The sequence below is a fragment of the Geodermatophilus saharensis genome, from assembly GCF_900188205.1.
GTDB lineage: Bacteria > Actinomycetota > Actinomycetes > Mycobacteriales > Geodermatophilaceae > Geodermatophilus > Geodermatophilus saharensis.
The window spans coordinates 99457-115324 of record NZ_FZOH01000002.1 but is presented as its reverse complement, the minus strand read 5'-3'; the positions used below and the strand labels follow the sequence as shown (position 1 = coordinate 115324).

The window sequence follows — 15868 nt, the reverse complement described above, 5'->3', positions numbered from 1 at the left end:
CTACCAGAGCTATGTGAGATGTGTGAAGTAGCTGTGAGATCCGATGGCGCGCGGATCCGGTGACGGCGCGGCGACGCTCGGCTACCTTCCCGCGCGGCCCGTCGCCGGACCGCCCCCGGGCGGCGCGGCGGACCGGTCCCGGGCAGCCGCACGGGGCCCGGCGACGCCCCGAGGAGAACCGTGTACCGCACCCGCCCGACCACCCGCCGCGCCCTGGCCGGGGCCCTGCTCGGCACCGCCCTGCTGCTGTCGGCCTGCAGCGCCGACGACGACGTGGCCGCCGGGGAGGACACCGCCGCCCTGGGTGACGTGGCGGGAGCCGACGTGCCCGAGGAGTGCACCGCGGCCTTCCCGCTGACCGTCACCGGCGACGCGGACATCGCCGACGTCGAGTCCGTCCCCGCCGACTTCCCGCCGCCGCCGGACGGGGCGACCCTCTGCGAGACCGGCGGCACCGCCGACGGCGGGCAGGAGTACGCGAACTACGCCTCCGGCCTCGGTGCCGAGGAGGTGCTCGCGCACTACGAGTCGGCCGCGCCGGGCGCGGAGCGCACCGAGACCGGCCTCGGCGAGCCCGCGGTCTCCGGGACCGCGGGCGGCGTCTTCTGGCAGGTCGAGCCGGTCGACGGCGGCTTCCGGCTCGTCTTCGCCGCCGCCTGACTCCCGGTCCCGCGCCCGCTCGTGCTCTGCACACACGTGTGTGCAGAGCACGAGCGGCGGGGGAGGACCTCAGCCGGCGGCGAGCACGGCCTCGTCGGCGTGCGCGACGTGCCCGAGCTCGCGCCACACCACCGCCAGCAGCACCGCCGACCCGGCGAAGGCGAACCAGAACGGCCCGGTGACGCCCCAGACGCGCGCCACGACGCCGCCGACGCCCTGCCCGGCCACGATGCCGCCGAACACGCCCATCGCGTAGAGGCTGCCCACCCGGCCCTGCAGCTGCATCGGCACCGCCCGCATGCGGACCGTGCGCGAGGTCGTCCCCCAGACGAAGGCGTGCACGCCGAAGACGAACAGCACCACCAGCGCCACCCACACCGTGGTGGTGAGGGCGAGCGCGAGGTGCGTGAGCGTCTCCAGCGTCAGCCCGACCCGCATGAGCGTGGCCAGCCGCACGTGCCGCTCCAGCCAGCCGTAGGACGCCGTCCCCACCATGCCGCCCAGGGCACCGACCGTGGTGAGCAGCCCGTAGCCGGCCGCCCCCAGCCCGAGCCGCCGGTCGGCGTAGAGGACGAGGACCGACCACGCCGCCCCCCACGTGACGTTGAACAGCACGATGGTCAGCGTCAGCGTGCGGACGGCGGGGTCGTGCCACGTCCAGCGCAGACCCTCGGCGATCGACCGGCGCACCGGCGGGTGCTGCACCACCGGCGGGCGCGCGGGCAGCCGCATCCGCGACACCAGCACCGCGCCCAGCCCGACGCACACCGCCTGGGTGAGGAACGGCCAGGCCGTGCCGGCGGCGAACAGCAGGCCGCCGAGGGCAGGGCCGGCGAACTGGTCCATCGTCAGCGTCCCGGCCATCAGCCGGGCGTTGCCGGTGCCCAGGTCGGCCCGCGGCACCACCATCGGCAGCAGCGTGCCGCCGGTGGTGTCGGCGAAGACCTCCGCGGTGCCCAGGACGAACAGCGTCCCCAGGACGAGGGGCAGACCGACGTCGCCGGTGGCCAGCGCGACGGTGAGGACGGCGAGCACCCCGGCCCGGGCGAGGTCGACGCCGACGAGCAGCCGGCGCCGGTCGACCCGGTCGGCCAGGACGCCGGCGTGCAGGCCGAACAGCAGCCACGGCAGCTGCTGCAGCAGGGCGCCCAGCGCGACCAGCAGCGGGTCGGAGGTGAGACCGGCCACCAGCAGCGGCCCGGCGGCCAGAGCGATCCCGTCGCCGAGGTTGCTCACCCACGAGGAGGCGACCAGCCAGCGGAACGGCGTGCCCATGCGGGCCGGCAGCACCGCCTCGACGAGTCCCCGCACGGGGCCGGGACTCTAGCCGCCGACCGTTCCTGCGCTCTCGGCGATAACCGGCTGCTCCTGTCGGACCCGTCGGCCAGCATGGGTCCGACGGCGCCGACCGCGCGCCACCCCCGAGGAGGAACCGACATGGCCGGCCTGCCGCGCGCGCTCGCGCCCCTGCGGCACCGCTCCTACCGCCTGCTGGCCGCCTCCATGGGGTTGTCGCTGCTCGCCCAGGGGCTGTGGACGGTCGCGCTGGTGTGGCAGGTCGTCGACCTCGGCGGGGGTCCCGGAGCGCTGTCACTGGCCACCGCGCTGTCGGCCGGCGGCATGCTGGCCAGCACCCTGCTCGGCGGCGCGCTCGCCGACCGGGTGCCGCAGCGGCGCATCCTGCTCGGCGTCGCGCTGCTGCAGACGGCGGCGGCCGGCCTGGTCGCCGTCCTCTCGCTCACCGGCACGCTCGCGCTCGGGCCACTGGCCGCCGCCTCCCTGGCCGGCGGCGTGGCCACCGGGCTGTACTACCCGGCCTACTCCGCCCTCGTCCCCGGCGTGGTGCCGCCGGGGGACCTGCTCGCGGCCAACGGCCTCGAGGGCGTGGTGCGCCCGGCGCTGGCCATGGCGGCCGGTCCGGCGGCCGGCGGCCTGCTCGTCGGCGCGTTCTCCCCCGGGGCCGCCCTGCTCGCCACCTCGCTGACCTCGGCCGCGGCGGCCGCCTGCGTGGCGGCGCTGCCCACGCTGCCCGTGCGCCGCGAGGAGCTCGGCGCGGGCCTGCTCGCCGACGTCCGGGAGGGCGTGGCCTACATGGTCCGCACGCCGTGGCTGCTGGCCACGCTGCTGTTCGCCTCGCTCATGGTGCTCGTCTTCATCGGCCCCTTCGAGGTGCTGGTGCCCTTCGCGGTCCGCGACCAGGCCGGCGGCGGGCCGTCGGAGCACGCCTGGGTGCTGGCCGCGTTCGGCATCGGCGGCGCCGTCGGGTCGGCCGTCGTCGCCTCGTTCCGGCTGCCGCGGCGCTACCTGACGGTGATGAACCTGCTCTGGGGCGCCGGCTGCGTGCCGCTCGTCGTCTTCGGCTGGACGTCGTCGCTGTGGGTGATGATCGCGGCGGCCGCGGTGCTGGGTGCGGCGTTCGAGTCCGCGACCGTCATCTGGGGCACGCTGCTGCAGCGGCGGGTCCCGCCGGCGCTGCTCGGCCGGGTGTCGAGCCTCGACTTCTTCGTGTCGCTGGCGTTCATGCCGCTGTCGATGGCGCTGGCCGGCCCGGTCAGCGGCGTGGTCGGGCTCACCGGCACCTTCCTGCTCGCCGGGCTGCTGCCACCGGTGCTCGGCGTCGTCGCGGTGCTGGCCTGGCGGCTGCACGTCGACGAGCTGGCCCACCCGCTCGACGTGCCCGCCGAGGATCCGGCCGTCGCCGACCCGGACGAGGCGGTCAGCGGGACGGTCGCAGCACTCGGGCCTCCCAGGGCCTGAGCACCGCGGGGTCGTCCTCGGCCAGGTTCCCGAGGACGACCCCGGCGGCGACCGCCTCGGGCAGCAGGTCGGCCAGCGGCTGCGCGGTGCCACTGAGGTTGCAGACGACGAGCAGCGTGTCCCCGTCGAGGCAGCGGGTGAACGCGTACACCTCGTCGTGGTCGGGCAGCAGCATGGTGAAGTCCCCGAGCGCCACCACCGGGTCCTCGTGCCGCAGCGCGACGAGCCGCCGGTGGTGGGCGAGCACCGACGCCGGCTCCTCGAGCTGGGCCGCCACGTTCCACTCGGCGTGGTCGGGGTTGACCGCGATCCACGGCGTGCCGGTGGTGAAGCCGGCGTTCGGCGAGCCGTCCCACTGCACCGGCGTGCGCGCGTTGTCGCGGCTCATCCGGCGCATCGCGGCGAGCACCTCGTCGGCGTCGGCGCCGTGCGCGACGGCCTGCACGTGGTGGTTGAGCGACTCGACGTCGCGGAACTGCGCGAGGTCGGTGAACGGGAAGTTCGCCATCCCGATCTCCTCGCCCTGGTAGACGTAGGGCGTCCCGCGGTGCAGGTGCAGCAGCGTGGCCAGGCAGGTCGCCGAGTCGCGGCGGAACCGCGGCGAGTCGTCGCCGAAGCGGGACACCGCCCGCGGCTGGTCGTGGTTGTCCCAGTAGAGGGAGTTCCAGCCGACGTCGGCCAGCCCGGCCTGCCAGCGGCCGAGGGATGCCTTGAGGTCGCGCATCCGCAGCGGCCGCGGGTGCCACTTGTCGCCGTCGAGGTCGAGCTGCACGTGCTCGAACTGGAACACCATGTCCACCTCGGCCCGCGCCGGGTCGGTGTAGAGCCGCGCCTGCTCCGGCGTGACGCCGGGCATCTCCCCGACCAGCAGCAGCGACTCCCGGCGGCCGTCGAACACCTCGCGGTGCATCTCCTGCAGGTACTCGTGGATCCGCGGGCCGTTGGAGAAGTGCGGCGTCCCGTCGCCGTAGGGCAGGCCGGGCAGTGGCGGCCCGTCGGGCAGCGACCCGTCCGGCCCGACCGCCTTGCTGATCATGTTGATGACGTCCATGCGGAAGCCGTCGACCCCGCGGTCGAGCCACCAGCGCATCATCGCGTAGACCGCCTGCCGGACCTCGGGGTTCTCCCAGTTCAGGTCGGGCTGCTTGCGGTCGAACAGGTGCAGGTAGTACTCGCCGCTGGCCTCGTCGTACTGCCAGGCCGAGCCGGAGAAGTGCGAGTGCCAGTTGGTCGGCTCGGCACCGGGCTGCCCCGCCGTCATCCCCTCCCGCGGCGGCCGCCACCAGTACCAGTCGCGCGTGGGGGAGTCCGTCGACGACCGGCTCTCGACGAACCAGGGGTGCTCGTCGCTGGTGTGGTTGACCACCAGGTCCATGACCAGCCGGATGCCGCGGTCGTGCAACGCGGCGATGAGCTCGTCGAGCTGCGCCAGGGTGCCGAACGCCGGGTCGACGTCCTGGTAGTCGCTGATGTCGTACCCGTTGTCGGCCTGCGGGGACCGGTAGACCGGCGAGAGCCAGACGACGTCGACGCCGAGGTCGGCGAGGTGGTCGATGCGCTGCAGGATCCCGCCGAGGTCGCCGACGCCGTCGCCGTCGGAGTCCTGGAAGGAACGCGGGTAGACCTGGTAGACGACGGCACGGGTCCACCACGGCGCCTGCTCGGGGGTCACCGGACCACCCCAGCACGGCCACCGACGCCGCGCACCCGCGCCGGCCCGGGTCCGTATGGTCGGCACCCGCCGGGACCGTCCCGGCACCGACCCGAGGAGCACCGATGTCCCAGCCCACCCGCCCCGACGTCGAGCCGCCCACCGGCCCCGCGCCCGACGACCTGGTGATCGAGGACATCGCGGTCGGCGACGGTCCTGAGGCGAAGGCCGGCGACCTGGTCAGCGCGCACTACGTCGGGGTCACCCACGACGGCGGCGAGCAGTTCGACGCGTCCTGGGACCGCGGCGACCCGCTGGAGTTCCGCCTCGGCGTCGGCATGGTCATCCAGGGCTGGGACGAGGGCATCCAGGGCATGCGGGTCGGTGGCCGGCGGCGGCTGACCATCCCCGCGCACAAGGCCTACGGCGACCGTGGCGCCGGCGGCGTGATCCGGCCCGGCGCGACCCTGGTCTTCGTGGTCGACCTCGTCGGCATCCGCTGATCCGCGGGGGGCGTCGATGACCGGGTGACCTGGTCGTCGCCCACCCGGTGGTTGTGTCCGGCAACGGTGGGGCACCGGTGGGGCCATGAGCGAGCCGGTGCCCACCCGCGACCACGCCCTGGCCCAGGCGGGCACCGAGGAGGCCGGCGGCGAGTCCACCGGCACCGTGGTCGTCGCCGGCCTCGCCAACCTCGGCATCGCCGTCGCCAAGCTGGTCGGCGGGCTGATCAGCCACTCGTCGGCGATGCTGTCCGAGGCCGCGCACTCCCTGGCCGACACCATCACCGAGGTGCTGCTGTTCGTCGCGCTCAAGCGCGGGGACAAGGCGCCCGACGCCCGCCATCCCATCGGCTACGGCCGGGAGACCTACTTCTGGGCGCTGCTGGCCTGCCTGGCGACCTTCACCCTCGGCGCGGGGTTCTCCTTCTACCAGGGCGTCGAGACCATCCTGGAGGGCGAGGAGCAGGGCTCCCCCACGGTCGCCTACGTCGTCCTCGCCGTCTCCTTCGTCCTCGAGGGCGCCTCCTGGCTCAAGGCAGTGCGCCAGGTCCGCGGTGCGGCCCGCCGGTGGGGGACCACGCCCCGGCGCTACCTCGCCGAGACCACCGACACCACCGTCAAGGCCGTCACCTTCGAGGACAGCGCCGCCCTGGTGGGGCTGGTGCTGGCCGCGCTGGGGCTGTTCCTGGAGCAGGTCACCGGCGACCCGGTGTGGGACGGGATCGCCGCACTGCTCATCGGCGTGCTGCTGCTGGTGGTGGCCGGCGCGCTGGCCCGGGCCAACGTCTCCCTGCTCATCGGCCAGTCGATCCCGACCCGGCTGCAGGACCAGCTGCGGCAGGAGATCGCCGGGCTGCCGCAGGTCGACGACGTCCCGGTGCTGCTCACCACGGTCATCGGTCCCGGGCAGCTGGCCGTGATGGCCAAGGTCGACTTCGCCGACACCGCGACCGTCGCCGACATCGAGCGGGCCTCCGACGAGGCCGAGCGCCGGCTGGTGGCCCGGCACGAGGGCGTCCGGTTCGTCTTCCTCGACCCGACCCCCGGCGACGGCCGCGCGCGGGCGGGGGTCCACCGTCCGGAATGACGGCCGCCGGGGTGCGGTTGACCGGGCCGTGCGCATCGAGGTCTGGTCCGACGTCGTCTGTCCGTGGTGCTACATCGGCAAGCGCCGGCTGGAGGCCGCGCTCGCGCGGTTCCCGCACCGCGACTCCGTCGAGGTGGTGTGGCGGTCCTTCCAGCTCGACCCGTCGGTGCCCGAGGGCGAGACCCACCCGACGCTGCCGGCGCTGGCCGCCAAGTACGGCCGCCCGGTCGAGGAGATGCGGGCGATGATGCGGCACGTCGAGGAGACCGCCGCCGGCGAGGGCCTGCGGTACCGCCTCGAGGACGGCGTCGGTGGCAACACGCTGCTCGCTCACGAGCTGCTGCACCTGGCCGCCGACCGCGGGGTGCAGGGCGAGGTGAAGGAGCGCCTGCTGCACGCCTACTTCGAGGAGGCGCGCCCGGTCTTCGACGTCGACTCGCTGGCCGCGCTGGCCGTCGAGGCCGGGCTGGACGAGGCGGAGGTGCGCGCCGCGCTGGCCGACCACCGGTACCGGCCCGCCGTGCTCGAGGACGCCCGCACCGCCCAGGCGCTGGGCGCCACCGGGGTCCCGTTCTTCGTCGTCGACCGCCGCTACGGCGCCGCGGGCGCCCAGCCGGCCGACCTGCTGCTGCAGCTGCTCGAGCGGGCCTGGGCCGACGCCCACCCGCTGGCCACCGTCCCCGCCGCCGAGGGCTGCGAGGGCGACAGCTGCGTCGTCTGCTGAAGGACCCCCTCCTCCCCACCCCTCGCACGCTCGGGGCGGTGCCCTGGAGGGGGCCGAACGGCAGGAGGCCCCCCACCCGCGCGGGTGGGGGGCCTCCGCCGTCTCACTTCGTGGCCGGGCCGCCCTGGTCGGTGCCGGAGATGTTCCGGAGCAGCTCGTGGCAGCGCCGCGCCCGGGCGGAGTCCTGCTCCATGACCTCGCGGAAGAAGGCGGCGACGTCGTCCAGGCCGGCGTTCTCGGCGTCCCGGACGTACTGGCCGTAGTCGTGCCCGGCCTTGAGCGAGTGGTACTGCACGGAGATCAGGTCGAAGGTGACGTCCTCGAAGCCGGTCTCACCGGTGGCCATCGGGTCCTCCTCGTCGTCGGGGGCTGGGCGTCCGGACGGGTTCCCCGCTCCTCCGGCATGAAACGAGCCCGTCCGTCACGGCGCGTTCGAGAACGCCCCTCCCGTGACGTCCCCGCCGCCGGCGTCGTCGGCCAGGGTCTGCCCGGCCGTCGTCTCCGGGTCGTCGGCGCCGAGCTCGTCCTCGCCGGCCGACACGGGGTCGTCGCCGGCCGAGGCCAGGTCGGCCCCCTGGCCGACGGTGCCGGGATCGGCCTGCGTCGTCCGGGGGTCGTTCAGCGGGTCCGGGGCGTCGGGGTCGGTGACGGTCATGCGCCGTCCCTGCCCGCCGTGTCCCGGCGGCAACCGCTGGCCCAACGCGTAACGCTTGTGTTACACATCCCGGGTGGAGGCGCTCGCGGCACTCGCCGACCCCACCCGGCGGCGGCTCCTGGCGCTGCTGCGGGACGGGGAGCTGCCCGCCGGTGAGCTGGCCGGCCGGTTCGCGGTCAGCCGCCCGGCGATCAGCCGGCACCTGCGCGTGCTGCGCGAGGCCGGCCTGGTCCGCAGCCGGGTGGAGGGGCGCCGGCGGCTGTACGCGCTCGACCCGCGCCCGCTGCGGGAGCTCGACGACTGGCTGGGGTTCTACCGCGACCTCTGGGCCCAGCGGCTCGACGCCCTCGACACCGAGATCGCCCGCGGCCGCCGGGCCCGGGCCCACCGACCGACGGACGGAGACCTGCCGTGACCCAGCCCGAGACCCCCGCCGACCCCCCGACCGGCCGACGCGGCGTGGTGACCGAGCTCCCCGACGGCCGCCTGCGGCTGGAGTTCCGCCGCTCCTGGCCCGAGGGCCCCGACGACGTCTGGGCGGCGCTCACCGAGCCCGACCGGCTGGCCCGCTGGTTCGGCCGCTACGAGGGCGAGCGCGCCCCCGGCGGCCGCGGGACGCTGACGATGACGCACGAGGCCGAGCCGGTCGGTGAGCCGGTGACCGTCGTGGAGTGCGACCCGCCGCGCCGGCTCGTGGTCGAGTGGGTCGACCAGGCCGACTGGCGGGTGGAGCTGGCGCTCGCCGTGGAGAGCGGCCGCACCACCCTGCACTTCGTGCAGGTCTTCGCCGCCGGCACCGACGTCGTCGACTTCGCCCTCGGCTGGCACTGGTACCTCGACAAGCTCGACGCCGAGGCCGGCGGTCGCCCGGCGCCCGGGGACTGGGACTCCTTCCTCGCCGCGACCGGCCCGGACTACGGGCGCACCCCGGAGGCCTGAGCCCTCAGCGGCGCCGGCCGAGCACGACCATCGCCGCGGCCAGGCCCAGGCCGCCGGCGACGACGGCCGTCTCCAGCGGCTGCGTCCCGCCGGGGGTCAGCCGCTGCCGGACCAGGCGCTCCAGCAGGTAACCGGGCACCATGCCGGCACCGAGCAGCCGCAGCACCGGCCGGGCCCGCTCGTCGCCCGCGGCCAGCCGGGCGACGGCCCAGCCCTGCAACCCGAGCATCCAGGCCGGCGCGCTGAGCGCGGTGCCGGCCCACAGCGACTCCCGGCCCACGGCCGCCGGGTCCCCGGCGGCGAGCGGGATCTCGAAGGCGTGCCGCCGGCGCAGCGCGAGGGCCTGCCCGGTGAGCCCGGCGGCCAGCTGCAGGGCGGAGACGGCGAGGAGTCCGGGGCGGGAGGTCATGGCCCGCGGACGGTACGCGGACGCCGTCGCCACGGGAGTGAGGCTCGTCACGTCGGACCGCCGGCGCCGTGCTGACCTGCGCGTCTCCGGGTCGCGCTGTGCCCGCCCCCTAGACGTCCTAGACGTAACATCTCTCACGGTTACAGGCAGGTGTCCCCGCTTGTACGCTGACGCGACCCGGACGGCCGGACTCGTTCCGCCGGACCCGGGACGCAGCACACCGGCGCCGGTGTTCTCCCACCCGGCGTGCGCCGCACAGGATGGAGACGCCGTGACTTCCGTGGCCACCCCCGGTCTCGAGAACGCCCCCACCACGCACGCCCGGCTGCTGGCCTGGGTGCAGGAGATGGCGGAGCTGACCACCCCGGACCGGGTCGTGTGGGTCGACGGCAGTGACGAGGAGTGGGAGCGCCTCACCCAGCGGCTGGTCGACGCCGGCACGTTCACCCGGCTGGAGAAGAAGCCCAACTCGTTCTGGTGCGCCTCCGACCCCAGCGACGTCGCTCGCGTCGAGGACCGCACCTTCATCTGCTCGGTCGACGAGGCCGACGCGGGGCCCACCAACAACTGGATGGCCCCCGACGAGATGAAGTCGGTGATGACCGAGTTGTACCGCGGCTCGATGCGCGGCCGGACGATGTACGTCATCCCGTTCTGCATGGGCCCGGTCGAGGCCGAGAACCCGATGTTCGGCGTCGAGCTCACCGACTCGGAGTACGTCGTCGTCTCCATGCGGGTCATGGCCCGCATCGGCAGCCGCATCCTCGAGGCGATGGGCACCGACCGGCCGTTCGTGCCGGCCATGCACTCCCTCGGCGCGCCGCTGGAGCCGGGCCAGGAGGACGTCCCCTGGCCCTGCAGCCAGACGAAGTACATCGTGCACTTCCCCGAGGAGCGGGCCATCTGGTCCTACGGCTCGGGGTACGGCGGCAACGCGCTGCTGGGCAAGAAGTGCTACTCGCTGCGGATCGCCTCGGTCATGGCCCGCGACGAGGGCTGGCTCGCCGAGCACATGCTGATCCTCAAGCTGACCAGCCCGCAGCAGAAGACGTACTACATCGCCGCCGCCTTCCCCAGCGCCTGCGGCAAGACCAACCTGGCGATGCTCGAGCCGACCATCCCCGGCTGGCAGGTCGAGACCCTCGGCGACGACATCGCCTGGATGCGCTTCGGCGAGGACGGCCAGCTCTACGCGCTCAACCCCGAGTACGGCCTGTTCGGCGTCGCGCCCGGCACCGGCTGGGACACCAACCCGAACGCGATGCGCACGATCGACAAGGGCAACTCGGTGTTCACCAACGTCGCGCTCACCGACGACGGCGACGTCTGGTGGGAGGGCATGACCGAGGAGCCCCCCGCCCACCTGACCAGCTGGAAGAAGCAGGACTGGACGCCGGACTCCGACGAGCCCTCGTCACACCCGAACTCGCGGTTCTGCACCCCGATCACCCAGTGCCCGATCCTCGCGCCCGAGTACGACGACCCGAGGGGCGTGCCGATCTCGGCGATCCTCTTCGGCGGCCGCCGCAAGACCACCGTCCCGCTGGTCACCGAGGCCCGGGACTGGAACCACGGAGTCTTCATGGGCGCCACGCTGTCCTCGGAGACGACGGCCGCGGCCACCGGCGCCGTCGGTGTGGTGCGCCGCGACCCCTTCGCCATGCTGCCGTTCATCGGCTACAACGCCGGCGACTACTTCCGGCACTGGGTCGAGACCGGCAAGGCGCACGACGCCGTCAAGCTGCCGAGGATCTTCTACGTGAACTGGTTCCGCCGGGACGAGGACGGCGGCTTCCTGTGGCCGGGCTTCGGCGAGAACAGCCGGGTGCTCAAGTGGGTCGTCGAGCGCATCGAGGGCACTGCGGCCGCGGAGGAGACGCCGGTGGGGCACGTCCCGACGCCGGACTCGCTCGACGTCTCGGGCCTGGACATGACCGAGGACCAGGTGCGCCAGGCGCTCGCCGTCGACCGCGACGAGTGGCGCGCGGAGATCCCGCAGATCACCGAGTGGTTCGAGAAGTTCGGGGACAAGCTGCCCAGCACCATGTGGGACGAGCTCGCCATCCTCGAGAGCCGCCTCGCCTGAGGGAGGACCTCCTCGCCCCCCACCGCTCGCACGCTCACGGCGGGTCCCTGCGAGGAGGCCACCACGACTCCCGTCGCGTTCGCACGCGATGGGTCCGCGCGGGCTCCGCGCCGGACAGCGTCGTCCGGGGCGGAGCCCGTGTTCGTCCGGACACGGAACGCAAGCCATCGCCTGCCCGCCGTGCCGACGTCGGTTAGCGTGGGTGAACCCGCGTCCCCCTGACGACAGGTCCCCCTCGTTGCTCACTCCCTACCTGCACGTGCTGCGCACGCCGCACGCACTGCCCATGGTGCTCGCCGCCTTCGTCGGGCGGCTCCCGCTGTCGATGGTGGGCCTGGGGTGCGTGCTGCTGGTGGCCTCGGAGACCGGCTCCTACGGGCTCGGCGGCACCGTGGCGGCCGCCGGCGCGATCACCACCGCGCTCGTCGGCCCGGTGCTGGGGCGGCTGGCCGACACCTTCGGGCAGCGCCGCGTGCTCCTGCCGGTGACCGCGGTCTTCGCCGCCGCCGGCGCGGCGTTCCTGGCCGCGGTCAAGGACGACTGGCCGCGCTGGACGCTGTTCGTCACCGCGGGCATCGCCGGCGCGTGCATCCCGCCGGTCGCCTCGATGATCCGCGTGCGCTGGACGCACCTGCTGCGGGGGACCAGGCGGTTGCCGGCGGCCCTGGCCATGGAGTCGGTGGTCGACGAGCTGGTGTTCATCGTCGGGCCGGTGCTGGTCACCTTCCTGTCCACCACCGGGCACGCGACCTCCGGCGTCGTCACCGCCTTCACCCTCGCCGTCGTCGGGGCGCTGCTGTTCGCTGCGCAGGGCCGCACCGAGCCGCCGCCGCACGGCCACGAGGCGCGCCGCGGGCCCTCGGCCATCCGCACGCCGGGCCTGCGGGTGCTCTTCGTCGTCGGCGCCGCCGTCGGCTCGGTGCTCGGCACGCTGGAGATCGCGCTGGTCGCCTTCGCCGACGAGGTCGACGCCATGGGCCTGTCCGGCGTGCTCATCGCCGGCCTCGCGGTCGGCTCGATGATCAGCGGGATCGGCTGGGGCGCGGTGCACTGGCACCACCCGCTGCGGCACCGGCTGCTGGTCGTCCTCGTGGTGCTCGCCGCGCTCACGGTGCCGCTGACCCTCGTCGACGACATCTGGGTGATGATCCCGTTCGTCGTCGTGGCCGGGGTGGCGGTGTCGCCGTCGCTGATCAGCTCGTTCACCCTCGCCGAGCTCATCGTGCCGCGGACCGCCGTCACCGAGGCCTTCACCTGGATCGGCACCGCGCTGGGGCTGGGGGTCGCCGTCGGCACGTCGGTCGCCGGCAAGATCGTCGACACCGTGGGCGCCAACGCCGCCTTCCTCGTCGCCACCGTGTCGGCCGGCCTGGCCGCGCTGGTGGTCGCAGCCGCCCAGCGGCTGCTGCACGTCCCCGCCGAGAACATCGCCGAGCCGGTCCTGGCCGGTGAGGTGACCGGCTGAGCCGGTGACCCGCCCCCGGCCGGCGGCCGGCGGCGGCCGCGTCCTCGGCGTCGCCCCGGAGCGGCTGGGCCGCTGGCTGGACGGCGTCGCCGCCCGGCACGGGACCTTCGCCGAGGTGACCCGCACCGACGACGGCGGGGTGGCCGTGACCTGCGACGACGGCACCACGCTGACCCTGCGCCCGCCGTTCGCGTGGACGCCGGGGCCGGCGCTGCTGACCTCCCTCACCGCCGCGGCCCGGCGGCCCCGGCGCGCCGCCGTCCTGCTCGTGCGCCGCGGCCGCTGGGCGACCGGGGTCTTCGACGGCGCCGACCTCGTCGTCTCCAAGGTCGACACGCGGCTGGTGCAGGGGCGCAGCGCGGCCGGCGGCTGGAGCCAGCAGCGCTTCGCCCGCCGCCGCGCGAACCAGGCCGACGCGGTCGTCGGGGCCGCCGTCGAGACCGCCGTCCGGGTGCTGCTCCCGCACGCCGCCGGCGTCGAGGCGCTGTTCACCGGCGGCGACCGGGCCATGGTCGACGCCGTGCTCGCCGACCCCCGCCTGGCCCGGCTCGCCGCGCTGCGCCGCGAGCCGGCGCTGGAGGTCGGCGAGCCGACGAAGGAGGTCCTGCTGGCCACCCCGGCGCAGTTCCGGGCGGTGCGGGTCCACCTCGTCGAACCCGGCGACCGGAGCCATTAGCGCGACAAAGGCACCCGCGGGCCGGGCACTTCCGCGGAAGTGCACCCGCGGGCCGGGCACTTCCGCGGAAGTGCACGGAGGCGGGAAGGGGCGTGACGTGACGCACGGACCGGCGTAGCGTCCACCGACCGTGTCCGCGACACCGACCGACACGACCGCCACGACCACCACCCACACCTCCACCGATCCCGTGCTCGCCGCCGAGCGCGCGCACCTGGTCCTCGCCGCTGACTGCCTGGCCGGGATGCGGGCCGCCGCGAGCGCCGTCGTCGACGCCGTCGTCGACGCCGGGGTCGACGCCTGGGCCTCCGAGCGTCTCGGCGCCGCCCGCGCCGAGCGGCTGCGCGCCCTCGCCGCCGACCCCGGCGTGCCGCCGTTCTTCGGCCGCACCGACACCGGCGCACCCCACGGCGCCGGAGAGACCTTCCACATCGGCCGCCGGCACGTCCGCGACGCCGCCGGCCGGCCGGTGGTCATCGACTGGCGCGCGCCGATGAGCCGGCCGTTCTACCGCGCCACCGCCGCCGATCCGCAGGGCCTGGTGCGCCGCCGCCGGTTCGGGTTCTCCGGCGGCGAGCTGACCAGCTACGAGGACGAGCTGCTGGCGGCCGGCCAGGAGGGCGACGGCGCGCTGCTGCGGGCCGAGATCGAGCGCCCGCGCAGCGGTCCCATGCGCGACATCGTGGCCACGATCCAGCCGGAGCAGGACGAGATCGTGCGCGCCCCGCTGGCCGAGTCGGTGTGCGTGCAGGGGGCGCCCGGCACCGGCAAGACCGCCGTCGGCCTGCACCGCGCGGCCTACCTGCTGTACACGCACGGCGGTCAGCTGGCCCGCACCGGTGTCCTCGTCGTCGGCCCGAACCGGGCGTTCCTGCGCTACATCGAGCAGGTGCTGCCCACGCTCGGCGAGGTCGACGTCGACCAGACGACGGTCGCCGAGCTCACCGCGCACGTTCCCGTCCGCGCGCAGGACGCCCCCGACGTCGCCGTCCTGAAGGGCGACGCCCGCATGGCGCAGGTGCTCGAGCGGGCGCTGTGGGGCGCGATCGCCAAGCCCGCCGACGACGTCCTGGTCCCGCTGGCCGGCCGGCGGTACCGGGTGCCGGTCGAGCGGCTCAAGCGCCACGTCGACGACCTGCGCCGCCGCGGCCGCGTCGCCGACGACCAGCAGCGGCTCCACTACGCCGCCGGGCGCGAGCGGCTGGCGCTGCTGCTGGCCGAGGACGCCCGCCGGCAGAAGGAGGAGTCCGGCGGCAGCCCGACCGACGCCGAGACCCGCCGCGCCGCCCGCAGCGCCGAGGTCCGCGCCTTCTGCGACGTCGTCTGGCCCGCCCGCGACCCCGCCGCACTGGTCGCCGCGCTGCTCAGCGACCCCGCCGTCCTCGCCCGGGCCGCCCGTGGCGTGCTCGACGACGACGAGCAGGCGCTGCTGCTGCGCCTCCCGGCCCGCTCGGTCCGCGCCACCGCCTGGACCGCCGCCGACGCCGTCCTCGTCGACGAGGCCGCCGGGCTCGTCGAGCGCACCGCCGGCTACGGGCACGTGGTCGTCGACGAGGCGCAGGACCTCTCGCCGATGCAGTGCCGGGCGATCGCCCGCCGGCTGGCCGCCGGGTCGCTCACCGTGCTCGGCGACCTGGCCCAGGCCACCAGCCCCTGGTCACCGGCCGAGTGGGCGCCGACGCTCGCGGGCCTGGGCCGCCCGCAGACCGCCGTCCGGCCGCTGACCCGCGGGTACCGGGTGCCGGGGGAGGTGCTCGACTACGCCAACCGGCTGCTGCCGCTCATCGCCCCCGGGCTGCACCCGGCCACCGCGGTGCGCCGCGACCCCGGCGCGCTCGAGGTCCGGCCGGTCGCCGACCTCGCCGGTCCGCTGGCCGAGGTGGTGGGCGCGCTGGCCGCGGCGCCGGGGTCGGTGGGCGTGGTCTGCGCCGACGACGCGGTGGCCCGGGTGGCGCGGCTGCTGGCCGACGCCGGGCTGCCCGCCGCGGTGCTCTCCGACGACGGCGCGCCGGCCGACCGCGTCGCCGTCGTCCCCGCGTCGCTGGTCAAGGGCCTGGAGTTCGACGCCGTCGTCGTCGCCGACCCGGCGGCGATCGTGGCGGCCGAGCCGCGCGGGCTCAACCGGCTCTACGTGGTGCTCACCCGCGCGGTGAGCACCCTCGTCGTCCTGCACCGCGACGACCTGCCCGTGCCGCTGACCGGCTGATCACACCCGGCTCGCCCGCCCCCGGGCGGGACCCGCACCCGGCGCGGGTG

The 15868-nt window shown here is 75.2% G+C and carries 16 protein-coding genes; 11 read left to right on the top strand and 5 right to left on the bottom strand.

The features are described 5' to 3' along the window. Nucleotides 1–180: 180 nt before the first annotated feature. Entirely contained in the window at nt 181–660 is a 480-nt protein-coding gene (locus tag CHC04_RS04775; RefSeq protein WP_089402773.1) for a hypothetical protein, read from the top strand. 69 nt (nt 661–729) lie between these two features. Here the strand turns inward: CHC04_RS04775 and CHC04_RS04770 are convergent, their stop codons facing one another. Continuing rightward, complete coding sequence (locus CHC04_RS04770) at nt 730–1971, bottom strand: MFS transporter (RefSeq protein WP_217897178.1); 1242 nt, start codon at nt 1969–1971, stop codon at nt 730–732. 126 nt (nt 1972–2097) lie between these two features. Here CHC04_RS04770 and CHC04_RS04765 point away from each other — a divergent pair, with 126 nt between their 5' ends. Next, nucleotides 2098–3417, top strand: coding sequence for an MFS transporter (locus CHC04_RS04765; protein ID WP_089402772.1), 1320 nt, complete (start codon nt 2098–2100; stop codon nt 3415–3417). On the opposite strand, the gene CHC04_RS04760 is transcribed toward CHC04_RS04765, so the two are convergent. Next, entirely contained in the window at nt 3377–5089 is a 1713-nt protein-coding gene (locus tag CHC04_RS04760; protein WP_089402771.1) for a glycoside hydrolase family 13 protein, read from the bottom strand. The two genes, CHC04_RS04765 and CHC04_RS04760, sit on opposite strands and share 41 nt — an antisense overlap. 104 nt (nt 5090–5193) lie before the next feature. Here CHC04_RS04760 and CHC04_RS04755 point away from each other — a divergent pair, with 104 nt between their 5' ends. The 3 genes from CHC04_RS04755 to CHC04_RS04745 all read left to right on the top strand — a co-directional run bounded on the left by CHC04_RS04755 (nt 5194) and on the right by CHC04_RS04745 (nt 7382). Next, complete coding sequence (locus CHC04_RS04755; protein ID WP_089402770.1) at nt 5194–5571, top strand: FKBP-type peptidyl-prolyl cis-trans isomerase; 378 nt, start codon at nt 5194–5196, stop codon at nt 5569–5571. Between the two features lie 85 nt (nt 5572–5656). Further along, entirely contained in the window at nt 5657–6658 is a 1002-nt protein-coding gene (locus tag CHC04_RS04750; protein ID WP_089402769.1) for a cation diffusion facilitator family transporter, read from the top strand. Nucleotides 6659–6686: 28 nt separating this feature from the next. Continuing rightward, nucleotides 6687–7382, top strand: coding sequence for a DsbA family oxidoreductase (locus tag CHC04_RS04745; protein WP_089402768.1), 696 nt, complete (start codon nt 6687–6689; stop codon nt 7380–7382). A 103-nt stretch (nt 7383–7485) separates the two neighbouring features. On the opposite strand, the gene CHC04_RS04740 is transcribed toward CHC04_RS04745, so the two are convergent. Both CHC04_RS04740 and CHC04_RS04735 read right to left on the bottom strand, forming a co-directional pair. Then, nucleotides 7486–7728 carry an acyl carrier protein gene (locus tag CHC04_RS04740; RefSeq protein ID WP_089402767.1) on the bottom strand — a complete coding sequence of 81 codons (243 nt, stop codon included), beginning with the start codon at nt 7726–7728 and terminating at the stop codon, nt 7486–7488. Nucleotides 7729–7803: 75 nt separating this feature from the next. Beyond that, entirely contained in the window at nt 7804–8037 is a 234-nt protein-coding gene (locus CHC04_RS04735; protein WP_089402766.1) for a hypothetical protein, read from the bottom strand. A 73-nt stretch (nt 8038–8110) separates the two neighbouring features. Between CHC04_RS04735 and CHC04_RS04730 the strand changes: the two genes are divergently transcribed. After that, a complete protein-coding gene (locus CHC04_RS04730; RefSeq protein ID WP_089402765.1) occupies nt 8111–8452 on the top strand; it encodes an ArsR/SmtB family transcription factor in 342 nt (113 codons plus the stop codon). Beyond that, entirely contained in the window at nt 8449–8976 is a 528-nt protein-coding gene (locus tag CHC04_RS04725; RefSeq protein WP_089402764.1) for an SRPBCC domain-containing protein, read from the top strand. The genes CHC04_RS04730 and CHC04_RS04725 overlap by 4 nt, the downstream gene beginning before the upstream one ends. Before the next feature lie 4 nt (nt 8977–8980). Here CHC04_RS04725 and CHC04_RS04720 read toward each other — a convergent pair whose 3' ends face one another. After that, nucleotides 8981–9385: a hypothetical protein gene (locus CHC04_RS04720; RefSeq protein WP_089403320.1), complete on the bottom strand. Its 405-nt coding sequence runs from the start codon at nt 9383–9385 to the stop codon at nt 8981–8983. A 271-nt stretch (nt 9386–9656) separates the two neighbouring features. Here CHC04_RS04720 and CHC04_RS04715 point away from each other — a divergent pair, with 271 nt between their 5' ends. The 4 genes from CHC04_RS04715 (at nt 9657) to CHC04_RS04700 (ending at nt 15818) form a co-directional block, all read left to right on the top strand. Continuing rightward, entirely contained in the window at nt 9657–11471 is a 1815-nt protein-coding gene (locus CHC04_RS04715; RefSeq protein ID WP_089402763.1) for a phosphoenolpyruvate carboxykinase (GTP), read from the top strand. Nucleotides 11472–11709: 238 nt separating this feature from the next. After that, a complete protein-coding gene (locus tag CHC04_RS04710) occupies nt 11710–12936 on the top strand; it encodes an MFS transporter (protein ID WP_089402762.1) in 1227 nt (408 codons plus the stop codon). Between the two features lie 4 nt (nt 12937–12940). Next, the gene (locus CHC04_RS04705; protein WP_089402761.1) at nt 12941–13612 is read left to right on the top strand and encodes an acVLRF1 family peptidyl-tRNA hydrolase; all 672 of its coding nucleotides are present in this window, start codon (nt 12941–12943) and stop codon (nt 13610–13612) included. Nucleotides 13613–13742: 130 nt separating this feature from the next. Then, nucleotides 13743–15818: a HelD family protein gene (locus CHC04_RS04700; protein WP_089402760.1), complete on the top strand. Its 2076-nt coding sequence runs from the start codon at nt 13743–13745 to the stop codon at nt 15816–15818. Nucleotides 15819–15868: the final 50 nt, after the last annotated feature.

What these genes read in the sequence shown, in the direction of transcription:
- CHC04_RS04750 (WP_089402769.1), top strand. Translation starts at nt 5,657, where the DNA reads ATGAGCGAGCCGGTGCCCACCCGCGACCACGCCCTGGCCCAGGCGGGC.
- CHC04_RS04755 (WP_089402770.1), top strand. Translation starts at nt 5,194, where the DNA reads ATGTCCCAGCCCACCCGCCCCGACGTCGAGCCGCCCACCGGCCCCGCG.
- CHC04_RS04765 (WP_089402772.1), top strand. Translation starts at nt 2,098, where the DNA reads ATGGCCGGCCTGCCGCGCGCGCTCGCGCCCCTGCGGCACCGCTCCTAC.
- CHC04_RS04740 (WP_089402767.1), bottom strand. Translation starts at nt 7,728, where the DNA reads ATGGCCACCGGTGAGACCGGCTTCGAGGACGTCACCTTCGACCTGATC.
- CHC04_RS04720 (WP_089403320.1), bottom strand. Translation starts at nt 9,385, where the DNA reads ATGACCTCCCGCCCCGGACTCCTCGCCGTCTCCGCCCTGCAGCTGGCC.
- CHC04_RS04735 (WP_089402766.1), bottom strand. Translation starts at nt 8,037, where the DNA reads ATGACCGTCACCGACCCCGACGCCCCGGACCCGCTGAACGACCCCCGG.